17 protein-coding genes are annotated in these 15983 nt (G+C 65.0%); 7 read left to right on the top strand and 10 right to left on the bottom strand.

Annotated elements, in window-relative coordinates; genetic code table 11:
• Positions 1–114 precede the first annotated feature (114 nt).
• Both SALA_RS03640 and SALA_RS03635 read right to left on the bottom strand, forming a co-directional pair.
• The gene (locus tag SALA_RS03640; protein WP_041383644.1) at positions 115–573 is read right to left on the bottom strand and encodes a DUF1465 family protein; all 459 of its coding nucleotides are present in this window, start codon (positions 571–573) and stop codon (positions 115–117) included.
• 114 nt (positions 574–687) lie between these two features.
• Positions 688–885 (bottom strand): YdcH family protein, encoded by a 198-nt coding sequence (locus SALA_RS03635; RefSeq protein WP_011541037.1) that lies wholly within the window; start codon positions 883–885, stop codon positions 688–690.
• A 125-nt stretch (positions 886–1010) separates the two neighbouring features.
• Between SALA_RS03635 and SALA_RS16655 the strand changes: the two genes are divergently transcribed.
• Positions 1011–1169: a DUF465 domain-containing protein gene (locus SALA_RS16655; RefSeq protein ID WP_084764663.1), complete on the top strand. Its 159-nt coding sequence runs from the start codon at positions 1011–1013 to the stop codon at positions 1167–1169.
• 44 nt (positions 1170–1213) lie between these two features.
• Here the strand turns inward: SALA_RS16655 and SALA_RS03630 are convergent, their stop codons facing one another.
• The 3 genes from SALA_RS03630 to SALA_RS17280 form a co-directional block, all read right to left on the bottom strand.
• Positions 1214–1579 carry a PilZ domain-containing protein gene (locus SALA_RS03630; protein WP_237700918.1) on the bottom strand — a complete coding sequence of 122 codons (366 nt, stop codon included), beginning with the start codon at positions 1577–1579 and terminating at the stop codon, positions 1214–1216.
• Positions 1580–1691: 112 nt separating this feature from the next.
• Positions 1692–2153, bottom strand: a complete 462-nt coding sequence (gene dksA, locus SALA_RS03625) for an RNA polymerase-binding protein DksA (RefSeq protein WP_011541035.1) — start codon at positions 2151–2153, stop codon at positions 1692–1694.
• A gap of 703 nt (positions 2154–2856) precedes the next feature.
• Positions 2857–3837: a hypothetical protein gene (locus tag SALA_RS17280; protein ID WP_192807442.1), complete on the bottom strand. Its 981-nt coding sequence runs from the start codon at positions 3835–3837 to the stop codon at positions 2857–2859.
• Positions 3838–3962: 125 nt separating this feature from the next.
• On the opposite strand from SALA_RS17280, the gene serS reads away from it, so the two are divergent.
• The 3 genes from serS (at position 3963) to SALA_RS03600 (ending at position 7355) form a co-directional block, all read left to right on the top strand.
• On the top strand, positions 3963–5243 hold the full coding sequence (gene serS / locus SALA_RS03610) for a serine--tRNA ligase (RefSeq protein WP_011541033.1): 1281 nt from the start codon (positions 3963–3965) through the stop codon (positions 5241–5243).
• A 125-nt stretch (positions 5244–5368) separates the two neighbouring features.
• Positions 5369–6133, top strand: coding sequence for a 5'/3'-nucleotidase SurE (gene surE / locus SALA_RS03605; RefSeq protein ID WP_041383641.1), 765 nt, complete (start codon positions 5369–5371; stop codon positions 6131–6133).
• Positions 6134–6287: 154 nt separating this feature from the next.
• The gene (locus SALA_RS03600) at positions 6288–7355 is read left to right on the top strand and encodes a potassium channel family protein (protein WP_011541031.1); all 1068 of its coding nucleotides are present in this window, start codon (positions 6288–6290) and stop codon (positions 7353–7355) included.
• A gap of 18 nt (positions 7356–7373) precedes the next feature.
• Here SALA_RS03600 and SALA_RS03595 read toward each other — a convergent pair whose 3' ends face one another.
• Entirely contained in the window at positions 7374–7775 is a 402-nt protein-coding gene (locus SALA_RS03595) for a DUF1761 domain-containing protein (protein WP_011541030.1), read from the bottom strand.
• A gap of 84 nt (positions 7776–7859) precedes the next feature.
• Here SALA_RS03595 and rimO point away from each other — a divergent pair, with 84 nt between their 5' ends.
• Positions 7860–9227, top strand: coding sequence for a 30S ribosomal protein S12 methylthiotransferase RimO (gene rimO / locus SALA_RS03590; RefSeq protein ID WP_011541029.1), 1368 nt, complete (start codon positions 7860–7862; stop codon positions 9225–9227).
• Between the two features lie 139 nt (positions 9228–9366).
• Here rimO and SALA_RS03585 read toward each other — a convergent pair whose 3' ends face one another.
• Positions 9367–10380, bottom strand: a complete 1014-nt coding sequence (locus SALA_RS03585) for an inorganic phosphate transporter (RefSeq protein WP_011541028.1) — start codon at positions 10378–10380, stop codon at positions 9367–9369.
• A 186-nt stretch (positions 10381–10566) separates the two neighbouring features.
• Positions 10567–11691 (bottom strand): DUF47 family protein, encoded by a 1125-nt coding sequence (locus SALA_RS03575; protein WP_153802624.1) that lies wholly within the window; start codon positions 11689–11691, stop codon positions 10567–10569.
• Positions 11692–11884: 193 nt separating this feature from the next.
• Here SALA_RS03575 and SALA_RS03570 point away from each other — a divergent pair, with 193 nt between their 5' ends.
• Positions 11885–13396, top strand: coding sequence for a flavin-containing monooxygenase (locus SALA_RS03570; RefSeq protein ID WP_011541026.1), 1512 nt, complete (start codon positions 11885–11887; stop codon positions 13394–13396).
• 3 nt (positions 13397–13399) lie between these two features.
• On the opposite strand, the gene SALA_RS03565 is transcribed toward SALA_RS03570, so the two are convergent.
• Entirely contained in the window at positions 13400–13582 is a 183-nt protein-coding gene (locus SALA_RS03565) for a DUF3008 family protein (RefSeq protein WP_041383058.1), read from the bottom strand.
• A 33-nt stretch (positions 13583–13615) separates the two neighbouring features.
• Positions 13616–14455, bottom strand: a complete 840-nt coding sequence (locus tag SALA_RS03560; protein ID WP_011541025.1) for a PdaC/SigV domain-containing protein — start codon at positions 14453–14455, stop codon at positions 13616–13618.
• Between the two features lie 55 nt (positions 14456–14510).
• On the opposite strand from SALA_RS03560, the gene SALA_RS03555 reads away from it, so the two are divergent.
• Positions 14511–15914 carry a leucyl aminopeptidase family protein gene (locus SALA_RS03555; protein ID WP_011541024.1) on the top strand — a complete coding sequence of 468 codons (1404 nt, stop codon included), beginning with the start codon at positions 14511–14513 and terminating at the stop codon, positions 15912–15914.
• Positions 15915–15983: the final 69 nt, after the last annotated feature.

The following is a 15983-nucleotide window of genomic DNA, read 5'->3' as shown; positions in this document are numbered from 1 at the left end:
AGCAACCCGCCGCCAATAGTTCATAAAATGGTCATTATGGCAAGCTGTGGCTGCACAAGGCGGTCCGTCGAGGGGGGGAACGCGGGCCCGCTGCGCCGCCCGCGCGCGGGCGCGTCAAAGCCGCGCTTCGAGCCGGGCCAGCAACTGCTGCACGGGCGTCGCCGCGGGGGCGTTCCAGCCCGCCTCGATCAGCGCGATCCGCTCGAACAGGCGCTCGCTCGCGCCGATGATGCGGCGAAGCGACGCATCGAAACTGGCGCAGACTGCCCAGTCGGCCACCACCGGTTCGCCAATCCGCGCCGCACTGTCACCGGGGCCAGCGCCGGGATCCCCCGCCAGCATCGCGCGGCGGTGGAGCAACCAGGCGATGATGTGCATCAGCCGCGTTGTCGTCTTCAGCGATTCGCACGCCAATGAAATCTGCGCCAGCGCATCGCCTTTCCGCGCGCCATCCTCGCCAAGGCCCAGGTCGCGCTGCGCGGCAAAGGCCGCGTGCGCCTCGTCGGCGAGCAACATCGCCTCGACATAGAGATTTTCGACCTGGGCGCGCTGCACGGAGCTGCTCCGCGTCATCAGGCCCGTTCGTTCGTCGTCCATGACGGTGGAAATGCCACGCCGAACATGGATCGGGCAATGGCGCTAACCATGAAATCTGAAACCGCGGCTGTCCCGCTTTGACCGATGCGTTCAGGCGATGATGTCGGGGAGCAGCTGATCCTCGCACCAGGCGATCTCGTCGCGCAGCTTAAGCTTGCGTTTCTTGAGCCGCGCGAGCTGGAGCTGGTCGGAAACCGCCGCGCTGGCGAGCGCGATGATCGCGGCGTCGAGGTCGCGGTGCTCGATGCGCAGAAGTTCGAGGCGCTGGCTGATCTCTTCGGGGCTCACGCGGCAACCCTGCCACGTTCACCATTGGTCCGCAACGGGGACCGACTGGCCGAATCGTAACGACATTCCGGCCGATTCATGATTTACTCGGCTCTGCCCATCGAGTCGAAAAAGGAGAATGCCAAATGAGCAGGTCGCACCTTTCCACCCTGAAATCCCGCCATGCGGACCTCGATGCGAAAATTGCGAATGAAGAACGCCGCCCCGCCCCCGATACCGGCGTACTGGCGCAGCTCAAGAAGCAAAAACTGAAACTCAAGGAAGAGATGCTCGCGATCGGATGATCGCCAGCGCTATCGCCGACTGACGCCGCCCGCCACGGGACGCATCAGCGCCGGCGATGGAAGGGGTCGCCGACCGCCCCTCGTTGCCGCAGATGGGGCGGCAGGTCGGACCCCGACACCAGTTGACGACGCACCGCCCGCGGATCGACCAGCCGGTCGAACGCGATTCCGAACTTGCCCTCGCCGACCCAGATCACGCGGCCTGCAACCGGGCCGATGTTGCGCAGATCCACCTCAACCGCTGCGCCTTGCTCGACCGCCACCATGGCTTCGGCAAGCATCCCGCCCGGCGACAGGTTGCGTACGCGCACCGTGGTGCGTCCGGGCCGCCCGCCGAGCGCCATCTCGGCCTGCATGAACAAGCTGTCGCGATCGGCACTGCGCGATAGCGCCGCGACCTCTTCGTCCAATGTTGCTGGCCGTTGCGAATCCATGGCTGCGCCCCATTTCCGTGTCGTTGCGGCACGGAATCTAGGGTAGCGCAGTTGCTGAAACGTAAATGGGCGGCGCGGATGCGCGCGATCAATCCTCGCGCGAAATGCGTTCGTTGCGCTCGTGGCGCTCCTGCGCCTCCAGCGTCATCGTCGCGATCGGCCGCGCCTGCAGCCGCGCCAGCGAGATCGGTTCGCCGGTCACCGCGCAATAGCCATATTCGCCCTCGTCGATACGGCGGATCGCCGCGTCGATCTTGGCGATCAGCTTGCGCTGGCGGTCGCGGGTGCGAAGTTCGATCGCCCAGTCGGTCTCGCTCGACGCGCGGTCGGCAAGGTCGGGCTCGCGCAGCGGACCGTCCTGCAAATGCGCCAGCGTCGATTCGGCTTCGCTGAGAATCGACTTTTTCCATGCGATGAGCAGGCCACGGAAATATTCCTGCTGCCGCTCGTTCATAAACTCTTCGTCGTCGCTCGGGACATAGTCCGAATCGAGATTGGATTTGGCTTCGCGAAGCGCGTCAGCGCCAACATCGGCAATCTTGGTCGGCATGAGGGGCTCTCGCGTCCTTTCCTGTCACCGGCGCGCCGCCAAAGCGGCTCGGGGAGTGGCGCGCCTATAACCAGCCGCTTGCCACGATACAAGCACCGAAGCCGCCGATAACGATATGGCGTGAAGCCGCGATGAACCGGCGGCGATTCTCGCGCCACGTCGCGCCGCCCCGTACCGTCGCGGCGACCGTGATTTAGGTCCGAAGATTAACCAATCGCATAGAATCATTGCCTTTTACGTTCCGTTTTGGGACAGATGTGGCAATTCTGGTTGATTTCGCCCTCCCTTTCCCACTGTCGGACAGGCAAACGCGGTTAACGCGATTGCCGCGTTCACAAAGCTTTGGCCTTTCTGCTTCTAGCGAAAGCCGATCGGGGGTGCCGGATCGCTGGCGCTTCGCACCTGTAACGGGAAAGAGAGAAGAACCTATGTCTGTCCGGATGGCCCTCGCCAAGCTTTGTGCCTGCACCTGCGGCGGCGCGATTATCGGCAGCGGCGCGATGCAGGTCGCCGATGTTCCCTCGGCGCGCGCGCAGACGGTCAAATGTTCGCCATGCACCGGCAAGAAGGTGGTGCGCAAGCGTCACGCCGCACGCAAGCCGGTAAAGCGCGTGCGCCGCGTCGTGACGACAAAAAGGGTGATCCGCACCGAAACCCCGCAGCAGCAGGTCGTCACGCAGACGATCCCGCTGCCTCCAATCCCCTATGCCCCGTTCCCGCAGGCGAGCTGGGAAGGCGGCGGCAGCGGCGGCGGCGTCACGGTGATCGGCGGCGGATTCGGCGGCGGATTCGGTGGTGGGTTTTTCGGCGGATTCTTCGGCGGCAGTTCGGGCGGCAGCAGCGGCAGCATCGTCGTCACCTCGACGACGACAGGCGGGCTCAGCACGACGAGCAGCAGCACCTCTGGCGGCGTGTCGACCTCGACGGGCGGCGTCAGCACATCGACGTCGACGGGTGGCGTTTCGACCTCGACGGGCGGTGTAAGCACCTCGACATCGACCGGCGGCGTCTCGACCTCGACCGGCGGCGTCAGCACATCCACCGGGGGCGTCAGCACCTCAACCGGCGGCGTCTCGACGTCAACCGGCGGAGTCTCGACCTCAACCGGCGGCGTGTCGACCTCGACGGGCGGCGTGTCGACCTCGACCGGGGGCGTCAGCACCTCATCGTCGAGCAGCAGCTCGTCGTCGAGTTCATCGTCCTCTTCCTCTTCGAGTTCCTCCTCCTCGTCGGGCGGTAGCTCGTCAAAGGGCAGCTCAAGCTGGGGCGGATCGTCGTCGCACGGCAGTTCGGGCGGCTCGAACGGGTCGAGCGGCAGCTCGTCGGGCGGATCGGGCAGCTCCTCGTCGAGCAGCAGTTCCTCATCTTCCTCCTCGTCGAGCAGCAGCACGTCGAGCGGCGCGACCTCGTCAGGTGCCACGGGCGGCAGCAGCAGCTGGGGTTCGACCGGCAGCACCGGCTCCTCCTCGTCGAGCAGCAGCAGCTCGTCGTCCAGCTCCTCCTCGTCGTCGAGCTCGGGCGGCAGCACCAGCAGTTCGTCGGGCGACCCCACGCCGGTTCCGGCGCCACCGATGCTGCTGTTGTTCGGCGCCGCGGCCGCGGCGCTCGTCGCGCGCCGCCGCGCGGCGAATCGCAACGACGCCGCGGCCGACGACAACGCCGACGCGGCCTGATCCGAATCCACTGGCGGTCAGGGGGCAAACCCGGACCACCGAACTGAGGGCCGCTCTTCGGGGCGGCCCTTTTTTACGCCCGCGACGCCGGTGCAACGGGGTTGCGCGCGCCCGGCGGTAACGCCATAGCGCGCTCATGCACGACATCCGCCTGATCCGCGACAACCCGCACGCCTTCGACGCCGGCCTCGCGCGCCGCGGCCTTGCGCCGCTGTCCGCCGAAATCCTCGCCGCCGATGCCGAACTTCGCGCGCTGCAAACCGACATCCAGGCCGCACTCGCGCGCCGCAACGAAGCCTCGAAACTCATCGGGCAGGCGATGGCCGCCGGCGACAAGGACAAGGCGGAGGCGCTGAAGGCCGAGGTCGCCGCGCTGAAGGCCGCCCTCCCGGCCAGGGAAGAGGCCGAGCGCGCGCAGCTCGCGGCGCTCCACGACCGCCTCGCCGCGCTCCCCAACCTCCCCGCCGACGACGTGCCCGATGGCGAGGACGAGGCGGGCAATGTCGAACTGTCGCGCTGGGGCACGCCGCGCAGCTTCGATTTCACGCCGCTGGAACATGCCGATTTCGCCCCCGCGCTCGGTCTCGATTTCGAAACGGCGGCGAAGATGTCGGGCGCACGCTTCGCCTTTCTCAAAGGCCCGATGGCGCGGCTCGAACGCGCGCTCGGCCAGTTCATGCTCGACAGGCAGACGATCGAGGCGGGATACACCGAATGTGCGACGCCGCTGCTCGTCCGCGACGACGCCGCTTTCGGAACGACGCAGCTTCCCAAGTTCCGCGAGGATCTGTTCCAGACCACCGACGGCCTCTGGCTCATCTCGACCTCCGAAATGAGCCTCACAAATGCGGTACGCGAGCAGATATTGGCCGAGGCCGATCTGCCGATCCGCATGACCGCGCTCACCCCCTGCTTCCGTTCCGAAGCGGGGTCGGCGGGGCGCGACACGCGCGGCTATATCCGCCAGCACCAGTTCTGGAAGGTCGAGCTGGTCTCGATCACCCGCCCCGAAGACAGCGACGCCGAACTCGAACGCAAGACGCGCGCCGCCGAGAGCATCCTCGAAGCGCTCGAATTGCCCTATCGCAAGATGCTGCTCTGCGCCGGCGACATGGGCTTTGCCGCACGCAAGACCTACGATCTCGAAGTCTGGCTGCCCGGCCAGAACGCCTATCGCGAGATTTCGAGCTGTTCGAACTGCGGCGATTTCCAGGCACGCCGCATGAACGCGCGCTTCCGGCGAGAGGGCGGCAAGGGCAATGAGTTCGTCCACACATTGAACGGCTCGGGTCTTGCGGTCGGGCGCACGCTCGTCGCGATCCTCGAAAATTACCAGCAGGCCGACGGCAGCGTCGACATTCCGGCGGCGCTGCTGCCCTATATGGGCGGGATCACCCGGCTGACGCCCCTGGGTTGACAAGGTTAAACTGACTCCACTTTCCCGTTCGTGTCGAGCGAAGTCGAGACACCCAACGGCCTTGCGCCATGCCGATGGGCATCTCGACTTCGCTCAATGCGAACGGAACCGAGAAAGAGAAAATGATGCGCATCCTCCTCACCAACGACGACGGTTATCACGCCCCCGGCATGGCGGTGCTCGAAGCGATCGCGCGTCAGCTGTCGGACGACATCTGGGTCTGCGCCCCCGCCGAAGAGCAATCGGGCGCCGGCCATTCGCTCACCCTCTCGCGCCCTGTGCGCATCCGCGAACATGGGCCGCGGCGCTGGTCGTGCAGCGGCACGCCGACCGATTCGGTGATGATGGCGATCGGCAAGCTGATGCCCGAAAAGCCCGACCTCATCCTCTCGGGCGTCAACCGCGGCGCCAATCTGGGCGACGATATCACCTATTCGGGCACCGTCTCGGCGGCAATCGAAGGCGCGCTCGCAGGCATCCGCTCGATTGCGCTGAGTCAGGTTTATGCGCGCGAAGGCATGGGCGACAGCGTCCCGTTCGAGGCCGCCGAACAATGGGGCGCCCGGGTGCTCGCGCCGCTGATGACGATGGACATGGCGCCGCGCACGCTGATCAACATCAACTTCCCCGCGATCCCCGCCGCCGAGGTGCAGGGAATCCGCGTCACGCGCCAGGGCTTTCACGATTATGGTCGCGGCTCGATCGTCGAGGGCACGGACCCGCGCGGCTATCCCTATTACTGGTTCGGCCTCCACGGCATCGAGCACAGCCTCGGTCACGACAGCGATCTGGAAGCGATCGACGATCGCTTCATCTCGGTCACCCCGCTCCAGCTCGACCTGACGCACGACCCCTCGCTCGCCGCACTCCGCGCGGCCTATGCTGGCTAGCATCGTCGCCCCCGCGAAGGCGGGGCCGCTGTCGGTTCACGCAGCGTCGAAGCAAAATGTCGCTAGCGGCCCCCGCCTTCGCGGGGGCGACGTGCATTGGCCGATTGCAATCAGCCGCTAGTCACGACCTCTCGGCTTTGGCACAAGAGCCGCGATGAGCAAAAGGACCAACTCCCGGCTTCATATCCAGGGCAGCATCAACCTGCTCAAACGCGCGAGCAAATGGCCGATCTGGGCCGACGTCGTCACGCGTCTCAGCATCGCCTTCGCCCTGATCGGCGTTGTCGTGCTCGTTCACTGGATCGACCGCGACGGATTGATCGACCATCATGATGGCCACATCAGCTTCCTCGACGTCGTCTATTTCACGATGATTTCGGTCACGACGACGGGGTTCGGCGACATCGCGCCGATCTCCGACCGCTCGCGGCTGATCGAAGCGGTGATCGTCACGCCGATCCGCATCGCGGTGCTCTTCATCTTCGTCGGCACCGCCTATAATTTCGTCATCAAGCGCACATGGGAAAAATGGCGTATGGCCCGCATCCAGTCCAGGCTCACCAATCATATCGTCGTGCTCGGCTATGGCGTCAGCGGCGCCGAGGCGGTGCATGAGCTGATCCAGCGTGGCACCGACCCGTCGTGCATCGTCGTCATCGACCAGTCGCCCGCGCGCATCGGTGCCGCCGAGGCGGCGGGATGCAATGTACTCGCGGGCGATGCCTCGAACGACGAAACGCTCGTCGCGGTGCGCGTGGCCGAGGCGCAGTCGGTGCTCGTCTCCGCGGGACGCGACGACACCTCGATCCTGATCGTTCTTACCGTGCGTCACCTTGCCCCCAAGGTGCCGATCAGCGTCGTCATCCGCGCGCAGGACAATGAGCTGCTCGCACGCCAGGCGGGCGCGAACAATGTCATCAACCCGGTCAGCTTTACCGGGCTGCTGCTCGCCGGATCGGCGCAGGGGGCGCATGTCGCCGAATATATGGCCGACCTGGCCAGCATCGGGGGGCGCGTCCAGCTGCGCGAACGGCCGGTCGCCGCCGAAGAGGTAGGCCGCAGCCTCGACCAGCTTGCGAGCGGCGGGCGCGGGCTGCGTGTCTATCGCGCCGGCACACCCCATGGCTTCTGGGAGCCCGAAGCGCAGCGGCTTGAACATGGCGACCTGATCGTCGAAGTCGTCCGCTGCGAAGACGATGAGGCGGCGGCTTCCGCCGGTTGAAGCCGCCGGGCGGAACGATCAGCCGAGGAGGACGAACACCGCGCCCATCGCCGCATAGAAGAGCAGCCAATATCCTGCGTCGATCGCGAACAGCTTGCCGCTCGCGCGGCTGAACAGATAGTTGGTGCCGACTGCCGGGACGATAAAGCCGAGCGCGACGCCGACCGAAATCATCATCGTCGAGCGCGCGCTCATCGCGCCGAAATGCGCGAGCAAATGCCCCAGAAAGATCGCCGACACGATGCTGAGCAAAAAGGTCGCGCCATAGATCAGCGCGAAATTGCCCTGCTTCAAATCCTCCTCGGTAAAACCATGTTCCTTCATCCACGCCTTGCCGAATAGCGGCCCGTACCAGATGCCGCCGACGACAAAACCCGCCGCCGCCGCGACGATGATTGCGATCCAGTCCAGATTTGCCATTTGTCCTCCCCTTTTGCCACGCAACATGCTCCGTCTCGCCGCGCGTGACAAGTGGCGCGAAATCGACTATGCGCGCCGCCGATCATGACAACCAAGATTCTTCCTTCCCAGCCGAAGGTCGGCATGGTGTCGCTCGGCTGCCCCAAGGCGCTCGTCGACAGCGAACGGATTCTGACCAAGCTGCGCGCCGATGGCTATGGCCTTTCGCCCGACTATGCGGGCGCCGATGTCGTGCTCGTCAACACCTGCGGCTTCCTCGACTCGGCGAAGGAAGAAAGCCTTGAGGCGATCGGCGAGGCGATGGCCGAAAACGGCCGCGTCATCGTCACCGGCTGCATGGGCAAGGAGGCCGACGTCATCCGCGCGCGATTCCCGAACGTGCTCGCGGTCACCGGCGCGCATCAGTACGAACAGGTCGTCGAAGCCGTCCACGACGCCGCGCCGCCGACGCAGGGCCCGTTCGTCGACCTCGTTCCCGAGGGCGGGCTGAAACTCACCCCGCGCCACTACAGCTATCTGAAGATCTCCGAAGGCTGCAACCACAGCTGCGCCTTCTGCATCATCCCAGATCTGCGCGGCAAACTCGTCAGCCGCCGTATCGACGCGGTGCTGCGCGAGGCTGAAAAGCTCGTCGCCGCGGGGACGAAGGAATTGCTCGTCATCAGCCAGGACACGTCGGCTTACGGCGTCGATATCCGCCACGACCCGCGCCAGTGGCACGGCCGCGAAATCCGCGCGCACATGACCGACCTCGCGCGCGAACTCGGGCAGCTTCGGACCAGCGAAGGCCGCGCGCCGTGGGTGCGCCTCCACTATGTCTATCCCTACCCGCACGTCGATGCGGTCATCCCGCTGATGGCCGAGGGACTGCTGACGCCCTATCTCGACATCCCCTTCCAGCACGCGAGCCCCAGCGTCCTCAAGCGCATGAAGCGCCCCGCGAACGAAGCGAAGGTGCTCGAACGGCTGAAGAGCTGGCGCGCCATCGCCCCCGACATCGCGATCCGTTCGAGCTTCGTCGTCGGCTTCCCCGGCGAGACCGAAGCCGATTTCCAGTATCTCCTCGACTGGCTCGAAGAAGCGCAGCTCGACCGCGTCGGCGCCTTCCGCTTCGAACCCGTCGCCGGCGCGCAGGCCAACGCCCTGCCCGAGCCGGTCCCCGACGAGGTCAAGGAAGAACGCTATCAGCGCATCATGGCGAAAACCGCCGCGATCAGCGCCGCGAAGCTTGAAGCCAAGATCGGCCGCACGCTACCGGTGATCATCGACGAAGTCGGCGAGGCGGACGAAGACGGTAGCATCGGCGCGACCGGCCGGTCACAGGCCGACGCCCCCGAAATCGACGGCCACGTCTATCTGCGCGACGTCGCGGCGACACTGAAAGCCGGCGACATCGTCGATGTCGAAATCGAGGACGCCGACGAGCATGACCTGTTCGGCGTGGTAACCTGAACGCAGACCCGCCGAAAATCGCTGTTCTGCCTGGCGGGGGTCGCATAGCCCTGTGGAATGGCGCCTGCACGCTCCACGATACAGCGAGTTCAGAGTGAAGTTCTGATAATCAAGCCATTTTTGTTTGGCCTGCAGTCGCTCAGAACAGCCGCGTCAGCGCATAGAAGACCGCCGCCACCGCTGCACTTGCGGGAATGGTGATAAACCAGGCCGCGATGACATTGCCCGCCACGCCCCAGCGCACCGCGCTCGTCCGCCGCGCGACGCCGGCGCCGATGATGCTGCCGGTAATCGTGTGCGTCGTCGATACCGGGATGCCGAGCAGGCTGGCGGTGAACACCATGATCGACCCGCCCGTCGAGGCGGCGAAGCCCTGATGGTGCGACAATTTGGTGATGCGGCCGCCCATCGTCTCGATGATCTTCCACCCGCCCGACAGCGTGCCGAGCGCGATCGCGATATAGCAGGCGAACGCGACCCAGTGCGGCACATGGAACTCGCCCGACAGATAACCGGTCGAATAGAGCAGCACCGCGATGATCCCCATCGTCTTTTGCGCATCGTTGAGCCCGTGGCTCAGCGAATAGGCGGCGGACGAAAAGAGGTGGAGCGTGCGAAAGCTCGATTCGGCGAATTTCGCGGTCGCGCGGTGCAGCGCCCAGCTGCTCGCCAGCATCACCAGCATCGCGAGGAACATGCCGAGCATCGGCGACAGGAAGATCGCAATGACCGTCTTGTTGAGCCCGCTCCACTGGATACCCTCGAACCCCGCATGGGCGACGCCTGCGCCGACGATGCCGCCCACCAGCGCATGGCTCGACGAGGATGGAATGCCCTTCAGCCAGGTCACGACGTTCCAGACCATCGCGCCGACCAGCGCGCCGAACACGACCGCGGGAGTGACCAGATCCTTGTCGATCAACCCCGCCCCGATCGTCTCGGCAACCTTGTGCAGCGCCGGAAAGGCGAGGCTCAGGAAATAGGCGGCGAAGTTGAAGAAAGCCGCGAACACCACCGCCTGAACCGGGCGCAGCAATCGCGTCGCGACAACCGTCGCGATGCTGTTCGCCGCGTCGTGCAGCCCGTTCAGGAAATCGAACGCCAGCGCAAGGATGACGAGGCCGACGAGGAGCGGGAAAGCGAGTTCGTGCATGGACCTATCTTCCCGACCGCAGAAACCCGCTCGTGTCGAGCGAAGTCGAGACACCCTTCTGGCCAGCGCCATGCGGATGGGCATCTCGACTTCCGGCTTCAGCCGGAAGTTTATCCTGAGCGCCTGCAAGGCAGCCGAAGGGCTCGATGCGAACGGATTGGTGGGCGTACATCTGCAATTGTCCGCCTAGGCGTGGTCGATGACCAGGCCGTCGATTTCGTTCGCGACATCCTCGAAACTGTCGGTGACGCGCTCGAGGTGGCGAAACAGTTCGCGCGCGATCAGAAAGCGCGTCGGGTTCGTCTCGCCATGCTCGCGGAACAGCCGCTTGAGGCCCGAGGCATGGATTTCGTCGGCATGGCCCTCCATTCGCACCAGCCGCTCGGTCAGCTCGTGAAGACGCGGGCCGTTGGCGCCGATGTTGCGGAGCAACGGCAGCGCTTCTGCGGTCAGGCGCGCCGCATCGACGATGATGCCCGCAATGTCGCGCATCTCGGGCTCGAACTCGGTGACATCATACAGGTCGACCGCGCCCGCAGTCTTCTGCATCTCGTCGATCGCATCGTCCATCGAAGCGATAAGGTCGGTGATCGCGCCGCGGTCGAAAGGCGTCAGGAAGGTGCGGCGGACCGTCTGGAGCACCTCGCGCGTGATCGCGTCGGCGTCATGCTCGCGCTCGATGATCTCGCGCACATGATCGGCCATGCCCTCACCGCCCTGCAACATGCGCGACAGTGCATTGGCGCCCGCCACCAGCGTGGCTGCGTGGCTTTCGAACAATTCGAAAAAATTGCCCTGCCGCGGCAGCAGCCGCTGGAACCAAGCGAACATCCGGCTTACCCCTGTCTTGTCGTCACTGTTCGGGACCGCCCCGCGCGGCTGCGCCACGGCGCGAAAGCCGCCATCGCCAAAGGAGCGGATCAGCGCCTGCAGATCGGCCTCGTCGACCGCCGCCGCCGCGTCGCGGAACGAGAACCAACGGCGTTCGCGCTCGTGCATTTCCTTCCATTCATCGAGCTCGTTGGTCACCGCGAGCGGGAAGACTTCGACATGATACATGATCGACGCGCCATTCGCGCGGCGCTTGCGATATTCGTAACTGCCGATCGGAGTGGGGCAGACGGCGCCGATCACCCCCGCCTCCTCTTCGGCCTCGACCGCCGCGGCGGCGTGGCGCTCCATGCCGGTCAGCGGGTTGCCCTTGGGAATGACCCAGCGCTTCGTCTCGCGCGAGGTGATCAGCAGGATTTCGGTCGGACCATCCTGCGCCGGGCCACCGAATCGATAGGGAAGGACGGCGATTTGACGCATAGGGCTCCATCCTTTCCAGGGGTTGGCGTGGCCGGGCGGCCAAAAGATGACAGAAGGGTTTCGCGCCTATGACATTTTTATGACAGCCACAAGCCGAGCCGCACCAACTCGTCGCAGTTTCCGTAAACGTCAATTCGATTGCAAAATGCAACGCGGTGCGTAAGCTGCCCGCATAAGACGACTGGGAGATGACATGATGGCGAACACGGCGAGTCCCGTGGATCAGGATGTGCTGATCGTCGGCGCAGGCATTTCGGGGATCGGCATGGCGGTCCATCTTCAGATGCATTGCCCCGACCGCAGCTTCGCACTCGTCGAGCGCCGCGCGCAGCTCGGCGGCACCTGGGATCTGTTCCGCTACCCCGGCATCCGGTCGGACAGCGACATGCATACGCTGGGCTTCATCTTCGAACCGTGGAAGCATGAAAAGTCGATCGCCGACGGTCCAGCGATCCTCGAATATCTCAATCGCATCGTCGACGAGCGCCACATCCGCGAACACATCCGCTTCGACCGCAAGGTCGTTGGCGCCGATTGGGACAGCGCCGCCGCGTGCTGGACGGTGACGATGGAGGACGGCGAGGGCCGGACCTCGACGACGACCGCGCGCTGGCTCTACCTCGGCGCGGGCTATTATGATTATGACGAGCCGTTCGACGCCAATTTCGCGGGGCGCGAGGATTTCAAGGGCCGGATCGTTCATCCGCAATTCTGGCCCAAGGATCTCGATTACAAGGACAAAAGGGTCGTCGTGATCGGATCGGGCGCCACCGCAGTTACCATCGTGCCCTCGATGCAGGAGGCCGCGCATGTCACGATGCTCCAGCGCACGCCGACCTGGTATTTCATCCGCCCCGCGAAGGACGGTTTGGCCAATTTCCTGCGCAAGATCCTGCCTGAAAAGCTGGCGTACAAGATCACGCGCTACAAGAATGTCCGGCTTCAGGACATCGCCTTCCGCCGCGCGCGCGAAAAGCCCGAGAAGGTCAAGGAGTTCCTGACCAGAAAACTGAAGGCCAGCCTGGGCGACCATTATGACGCGGAGGCCTTCACTCCGCCTTACAACCCGTGGGAGCAGCGGCTCTGCCTCGTCCCTGACGCTGATTTCTTCGAGGCGATGAAGGCGGGCAAGGCGTCGGTCGTTACCGATCATGTCGAGCGGTTCGACGCGACGGGCATCCAGCTCAAATCGGGCAAACATCTCGACGCCGACATCATCATCACCGCGACCGGATTGAAGCTGGCGGTGGCGGGCAAGATTCCGGTGCGCATCGACGGCGAGCGCGTCGATTGGCACGAGCATTTCTATTACAAGGCGTGCATGTTCTCGAACGTCCCGAACTTCTCGGCGGTGTTCGGCTATCTCAACGCCAGCTGGACGCTGCGCGCCGACATCGTGTCCGAATATGTGTGCCGCGTGCTCAATCATATGAAGGCGACGAACACGCTGGTCGCGACCCCCGTGCTTGCCGATCCGTCGAGCCTGGAGGAAGAAAATGTCTTCGATTTCTCGTCGGGCTATATCCAGCGGTCGCTGCACATCATGCCCAAAAGCACGGCGTCGCTGCCGTGGCGGCTCAGCCAGAATTATGTGCAGGATCGCATCGACATGCGCACCGGCGCGATCGACGACGGCATATTGACCTTCACCAATGCGAAGGCAAAGGCCCCGGCCGCGCCAACCGAACTCGAAGCCGCCGAGTGAGGGTCAATCGACGTGATCGGGCTTGCCTTTGGTCGAGCCCCTGGCGAAATCTTCGAGCTGTTTTTCGGTCATGCTTTCGGCCATTTCTTTCGATGCGCCTTTCAGTTTCGATTTCGGCATCTCACCACGCCTGGCGCTGAGTGCGGCACCCGCCGCTTTCTGCTGGGCTTTCGATCTGGCGGGCATAATGTGTCTCCCTTCCTGTGTCGTGTTGGTTCGCTAGGGTTGGTTTATCGGCATGATATTGCGCGCAAACTCGTCCTTCACGACCTTCGCGACCGCGCCGGTGATCGGCACGTTGATCCGATAGCTGCCCTCGGCATAGGGGCCGACTTCATAAGGAGCGATCGCGATCGTCAGGCGGTCGAGATAGCGCCCGTCGGACGAGCCGATCCACACCGTCTGCGCCGACGCCGGCGGGCATTTGGCAAAGGGGCTGTCGGGCGCCTCCGCCGCCGCGATGCCCTTCGCGGCTTTCGCACGCTTGATCCCCGCGCAGAAGGCCTCACGGACTGCGGCGTCGAAGGCGGCGCTGCTCTCGAACAGGTCGAGCGGTTTCATCCGCTTGCGGCGGCCCCGGTCCCACAGCAGCGTGTCGAACACCTCCATCCCGTGTGCGCCACCCGTATAGGTATCGATCTCCGCCGACAGGCTGAGAAAGCGCGGCGTGTTGGTGACGCGCTGCCAGGTCTGGCGATGGCTGTGCGGGCGATAGGGATGGTCGTTCTTTTCGGCCGCGGCCTTGGCGCGCTCCGCCGCTGCGATGAGCGCCGCGCGCTTCGCGGCGCGATCGCTGTCCAATGCCTCGGCGAGTTCGGGAATCCGCGCGGCGTCGGCGGGATAGCTATAGGTGAACTCGATCAAGTCGCTGCTTTCGCTGACCTTCGATGCCGAAGCATTTTTGGCCGCTTCGTCGGCGGCGGCGGTGGGCGGCGCGCCGGGGACGGCGGCGGCCACCATCTTTTCCACCTGTGTCGGCCGGTCTTCGGAACAGCCCGCCAGCAACAGCGCACCGGCAAGCAACGAAACGGCGTTTCGCCAGGGTCTTTTGTTCGTCATGCAGGCATAACGCCGGGAATCGACAAAATATCCCGATCGGCCTAGCACGGCGGGCATGATCGACTATTCCGACTTGATCCAGCCCGATAAGGGGCAGGATGCGCGCACAATCCATCTCGTCGACAAGAAAAGCCATGACGAGTGGCTGAAGGGGCGCAGCCCGCGCGAACGCGCGCATCTGGCCGCGATCGACTTCAAACCCGATGCCTATGCCCACGCCATCCTGCCCGGCGACGATCCTGACAAATGGTCGGTCGTCACGACGGTGGCCGATGTCGAAAAGCTGTCCGCATGGTGCCTCGCCAAGCTGGGGCAGATCCTCCCCGAAGGCCGCTACCGTCTCGACGGACATCAGCCCGGACAGGCGATGTTCGGCTGGATGAGCGCGCAATATCGCTTTGATGCCTATAAATCGGAAACGACCGCGAAAGGACCGCGCGTCCTGCTCACCAGCGACGTCGCGGCGATCGCACCCATGATAGCCGAGGCGCGCGCGGTGGCGCTCGTGCGCGATCTCGTCAACACGCCCGCCGCCGATATGGGTCCGGCTGCCATCGAAAAGACCGCCGAGCGCATCGCCAGGGCGCACGGCGGCAAGCTGACCGTCACCAAGGGCGAGGCGCTCGAACAGGGCTATCCCATGATCCACGCGGTCGGCCGCGCCGCCGCCAAGCACCACGCGCCGCGCCTGATCGAGATCGAATGGGGCAAGGCGGATCATCCCCGCGTCGCGCTCGTCGGCAAGGGGATCAGCTTCGACAGCGGCGGCCTCGATATCAAGCCGGCGGCGGGAATGCGGCTGATGAAAAAGGATATGGGCGGGGCCGCGCACGTGCTGGCGCTGGCCGAACTGGTGATGGCAAGCGGACTGCCCGTGCGGCTGCATTGTCTTGTCGCGGCGGCCGAAAACGCCATTTCGTCCGATGCCTTTCGTCCCGGCGACGTGCTCAAAAGCCGGAAGGGTTTGACCGTCGAAATCGGCAACACTGACGCCGAAGGCCGCCTCGTGCTCGGCGATGCGTTGACGAAAGCCGGGGAATCAAAGCCCGAGTTGATCGTCGATTTCGCGACGCTGACGGGTGCCGCGCGCGTCGCGCTCGGGCCCGACCTGCCGCCGCTCTTCGCCAATGACGACGCGCTCGCCGAAGCGATGCTGGTGGGCGGCATCGCGCGCGACGACCCGCTGTGGCGGATGCCGCTGTGGGACGGCTATGCCGACCTCCTCGAAACCGACATCGCCGACCTGGGCAATGCGGGCAGTTCGCCGTTCGCCGGCGCGATCACTGCGGCCCTGTTCCTGAAGCGCTTTGTTCCCGATGGCGCCGCCTGGGCGCATATCGACACCTTCGCCTGGCGTCCGTCGGCGAAACCCGGCCGACCAAAAGGAGGCGCGGCGCTGGGGCTGCGCGCCGCATGGGCGATGCTGCAGACGCGCTACGACCGCCGCGGCAAGGCTTGATAAAGCCTCGGTCGCTGGTCTAATGGCCCGCGATTGTCCGCACTCGACGGACCCCGGTTGCAACAGGAC

Origin of the sequence: Sphingopyxis alaskensis RB2256, from assembly GCF_000013985.1 — a bacterium.
In the GTDB taxonomy this organism is placed as follows: Bacteria; Pseudomonadota; Alphaproteobacteria; order Sphingomonadales; family Sphingomonadaceae; genus Sphingopyxis; species Sphingopyxis alaskensis.
The sequence above is the reverse complement of the archived record's forward strand: the minus strand, read 5'-3'. Positions and strand labels throughout refer to the sequence as shown.

Coding starts and splice junctions, on each gene's coding strand:
- SALA_RS03640 (WP_041383644.1), bottom strand. CDS start 573: ATGACGCGGAGCAGCTCCGTGCAGCGCGCCCAGGTCGAAAATCTCTAT.
- SALA_RS16655 (WP_084764663.1), top strand. CDS start 1,011: ATGAGCAGGTCGCACCTTTCCACCCTGAAATCCCGCCATGCGGACCTC.
- dksA (WP_011541035.1), bottom strand. CDS start 2,153: ATGCCGACCAAGATTGCCGATGTTGGCGCTGACGCGCTTCGCGAAGCC.
- serS (WP_011541033.1), top strand. CDS start 3,963: ATGCACGACATCCGCCTGATCCGCGACAACCCGCACGCCTTCGACGCC.
- surE (WP_041383641.1), top strand. CDS start 5,369: ATGCGCATCCTCCTCACCAACGACGACGGTTATCACGCCCCCGGCATG.
- SALA_RS03600 (WP_011541031.1), top strand. CDS start 6,288: ATGAGCAAAAGGACCAACTCCCGGCTTCATATCCAGGGCAGCATCAAC.
- SALA_RS03595 (WP_011541030.1), bottom strand. CDS start 7,775: ATGGCAAATCTGGACTGGATCGCAATCATCGTCGCGGCGGCGGCGGGT.
- rimO (WP_011541029.1), top strand. CDS start 7,860: ATGACAACCAAGATTCTTCCTTCCCAGCCGAAGGTCGGCATGGTGTCG.
- SALA_RS03585 (WP_011541028.1), bottom strand. CDS start 10,380: ATGCACGAACTCGCTTTCCCGCTCCTCGTCGGCCTCGTCATCCTTGCG.
- SALA_RS03575 (WP_153802624.1), bottom strand. CDS start 11,691: ATGCGTCAAATCGCCGTCCTTCCCTATCGATTCGGTGGCCCGGCGCAG.
- SALA_RS03570 (WP_011541026.1), top strand. CDS start 11,885: ATGATGGCGAACACGGCGAGTCCCGTGGATCAGGATGTGCTGATCGTC.
- SALA_RS03565 (WP_041383058.1), bottom strand. CDS start 13,582: ATGCCCGCCAGATCGAAAGCCCAGCAGAAAGCGGCGGGTGCCGCACTC.
- SALA_RS03560 (WP_011541025.1), bottom strand. CDS start 14,455: ATGACGAACAAAAGACCCTGGCGAAACGCCGTTTCGTTGCTTGCCGGT.
- SALA_RS03555 (WP_011541024.1), top strand. CDS start 14,511: ATGATCGACTATTCCGACTTGATCCAGCCCGATAAGGGGCAGGATGCG.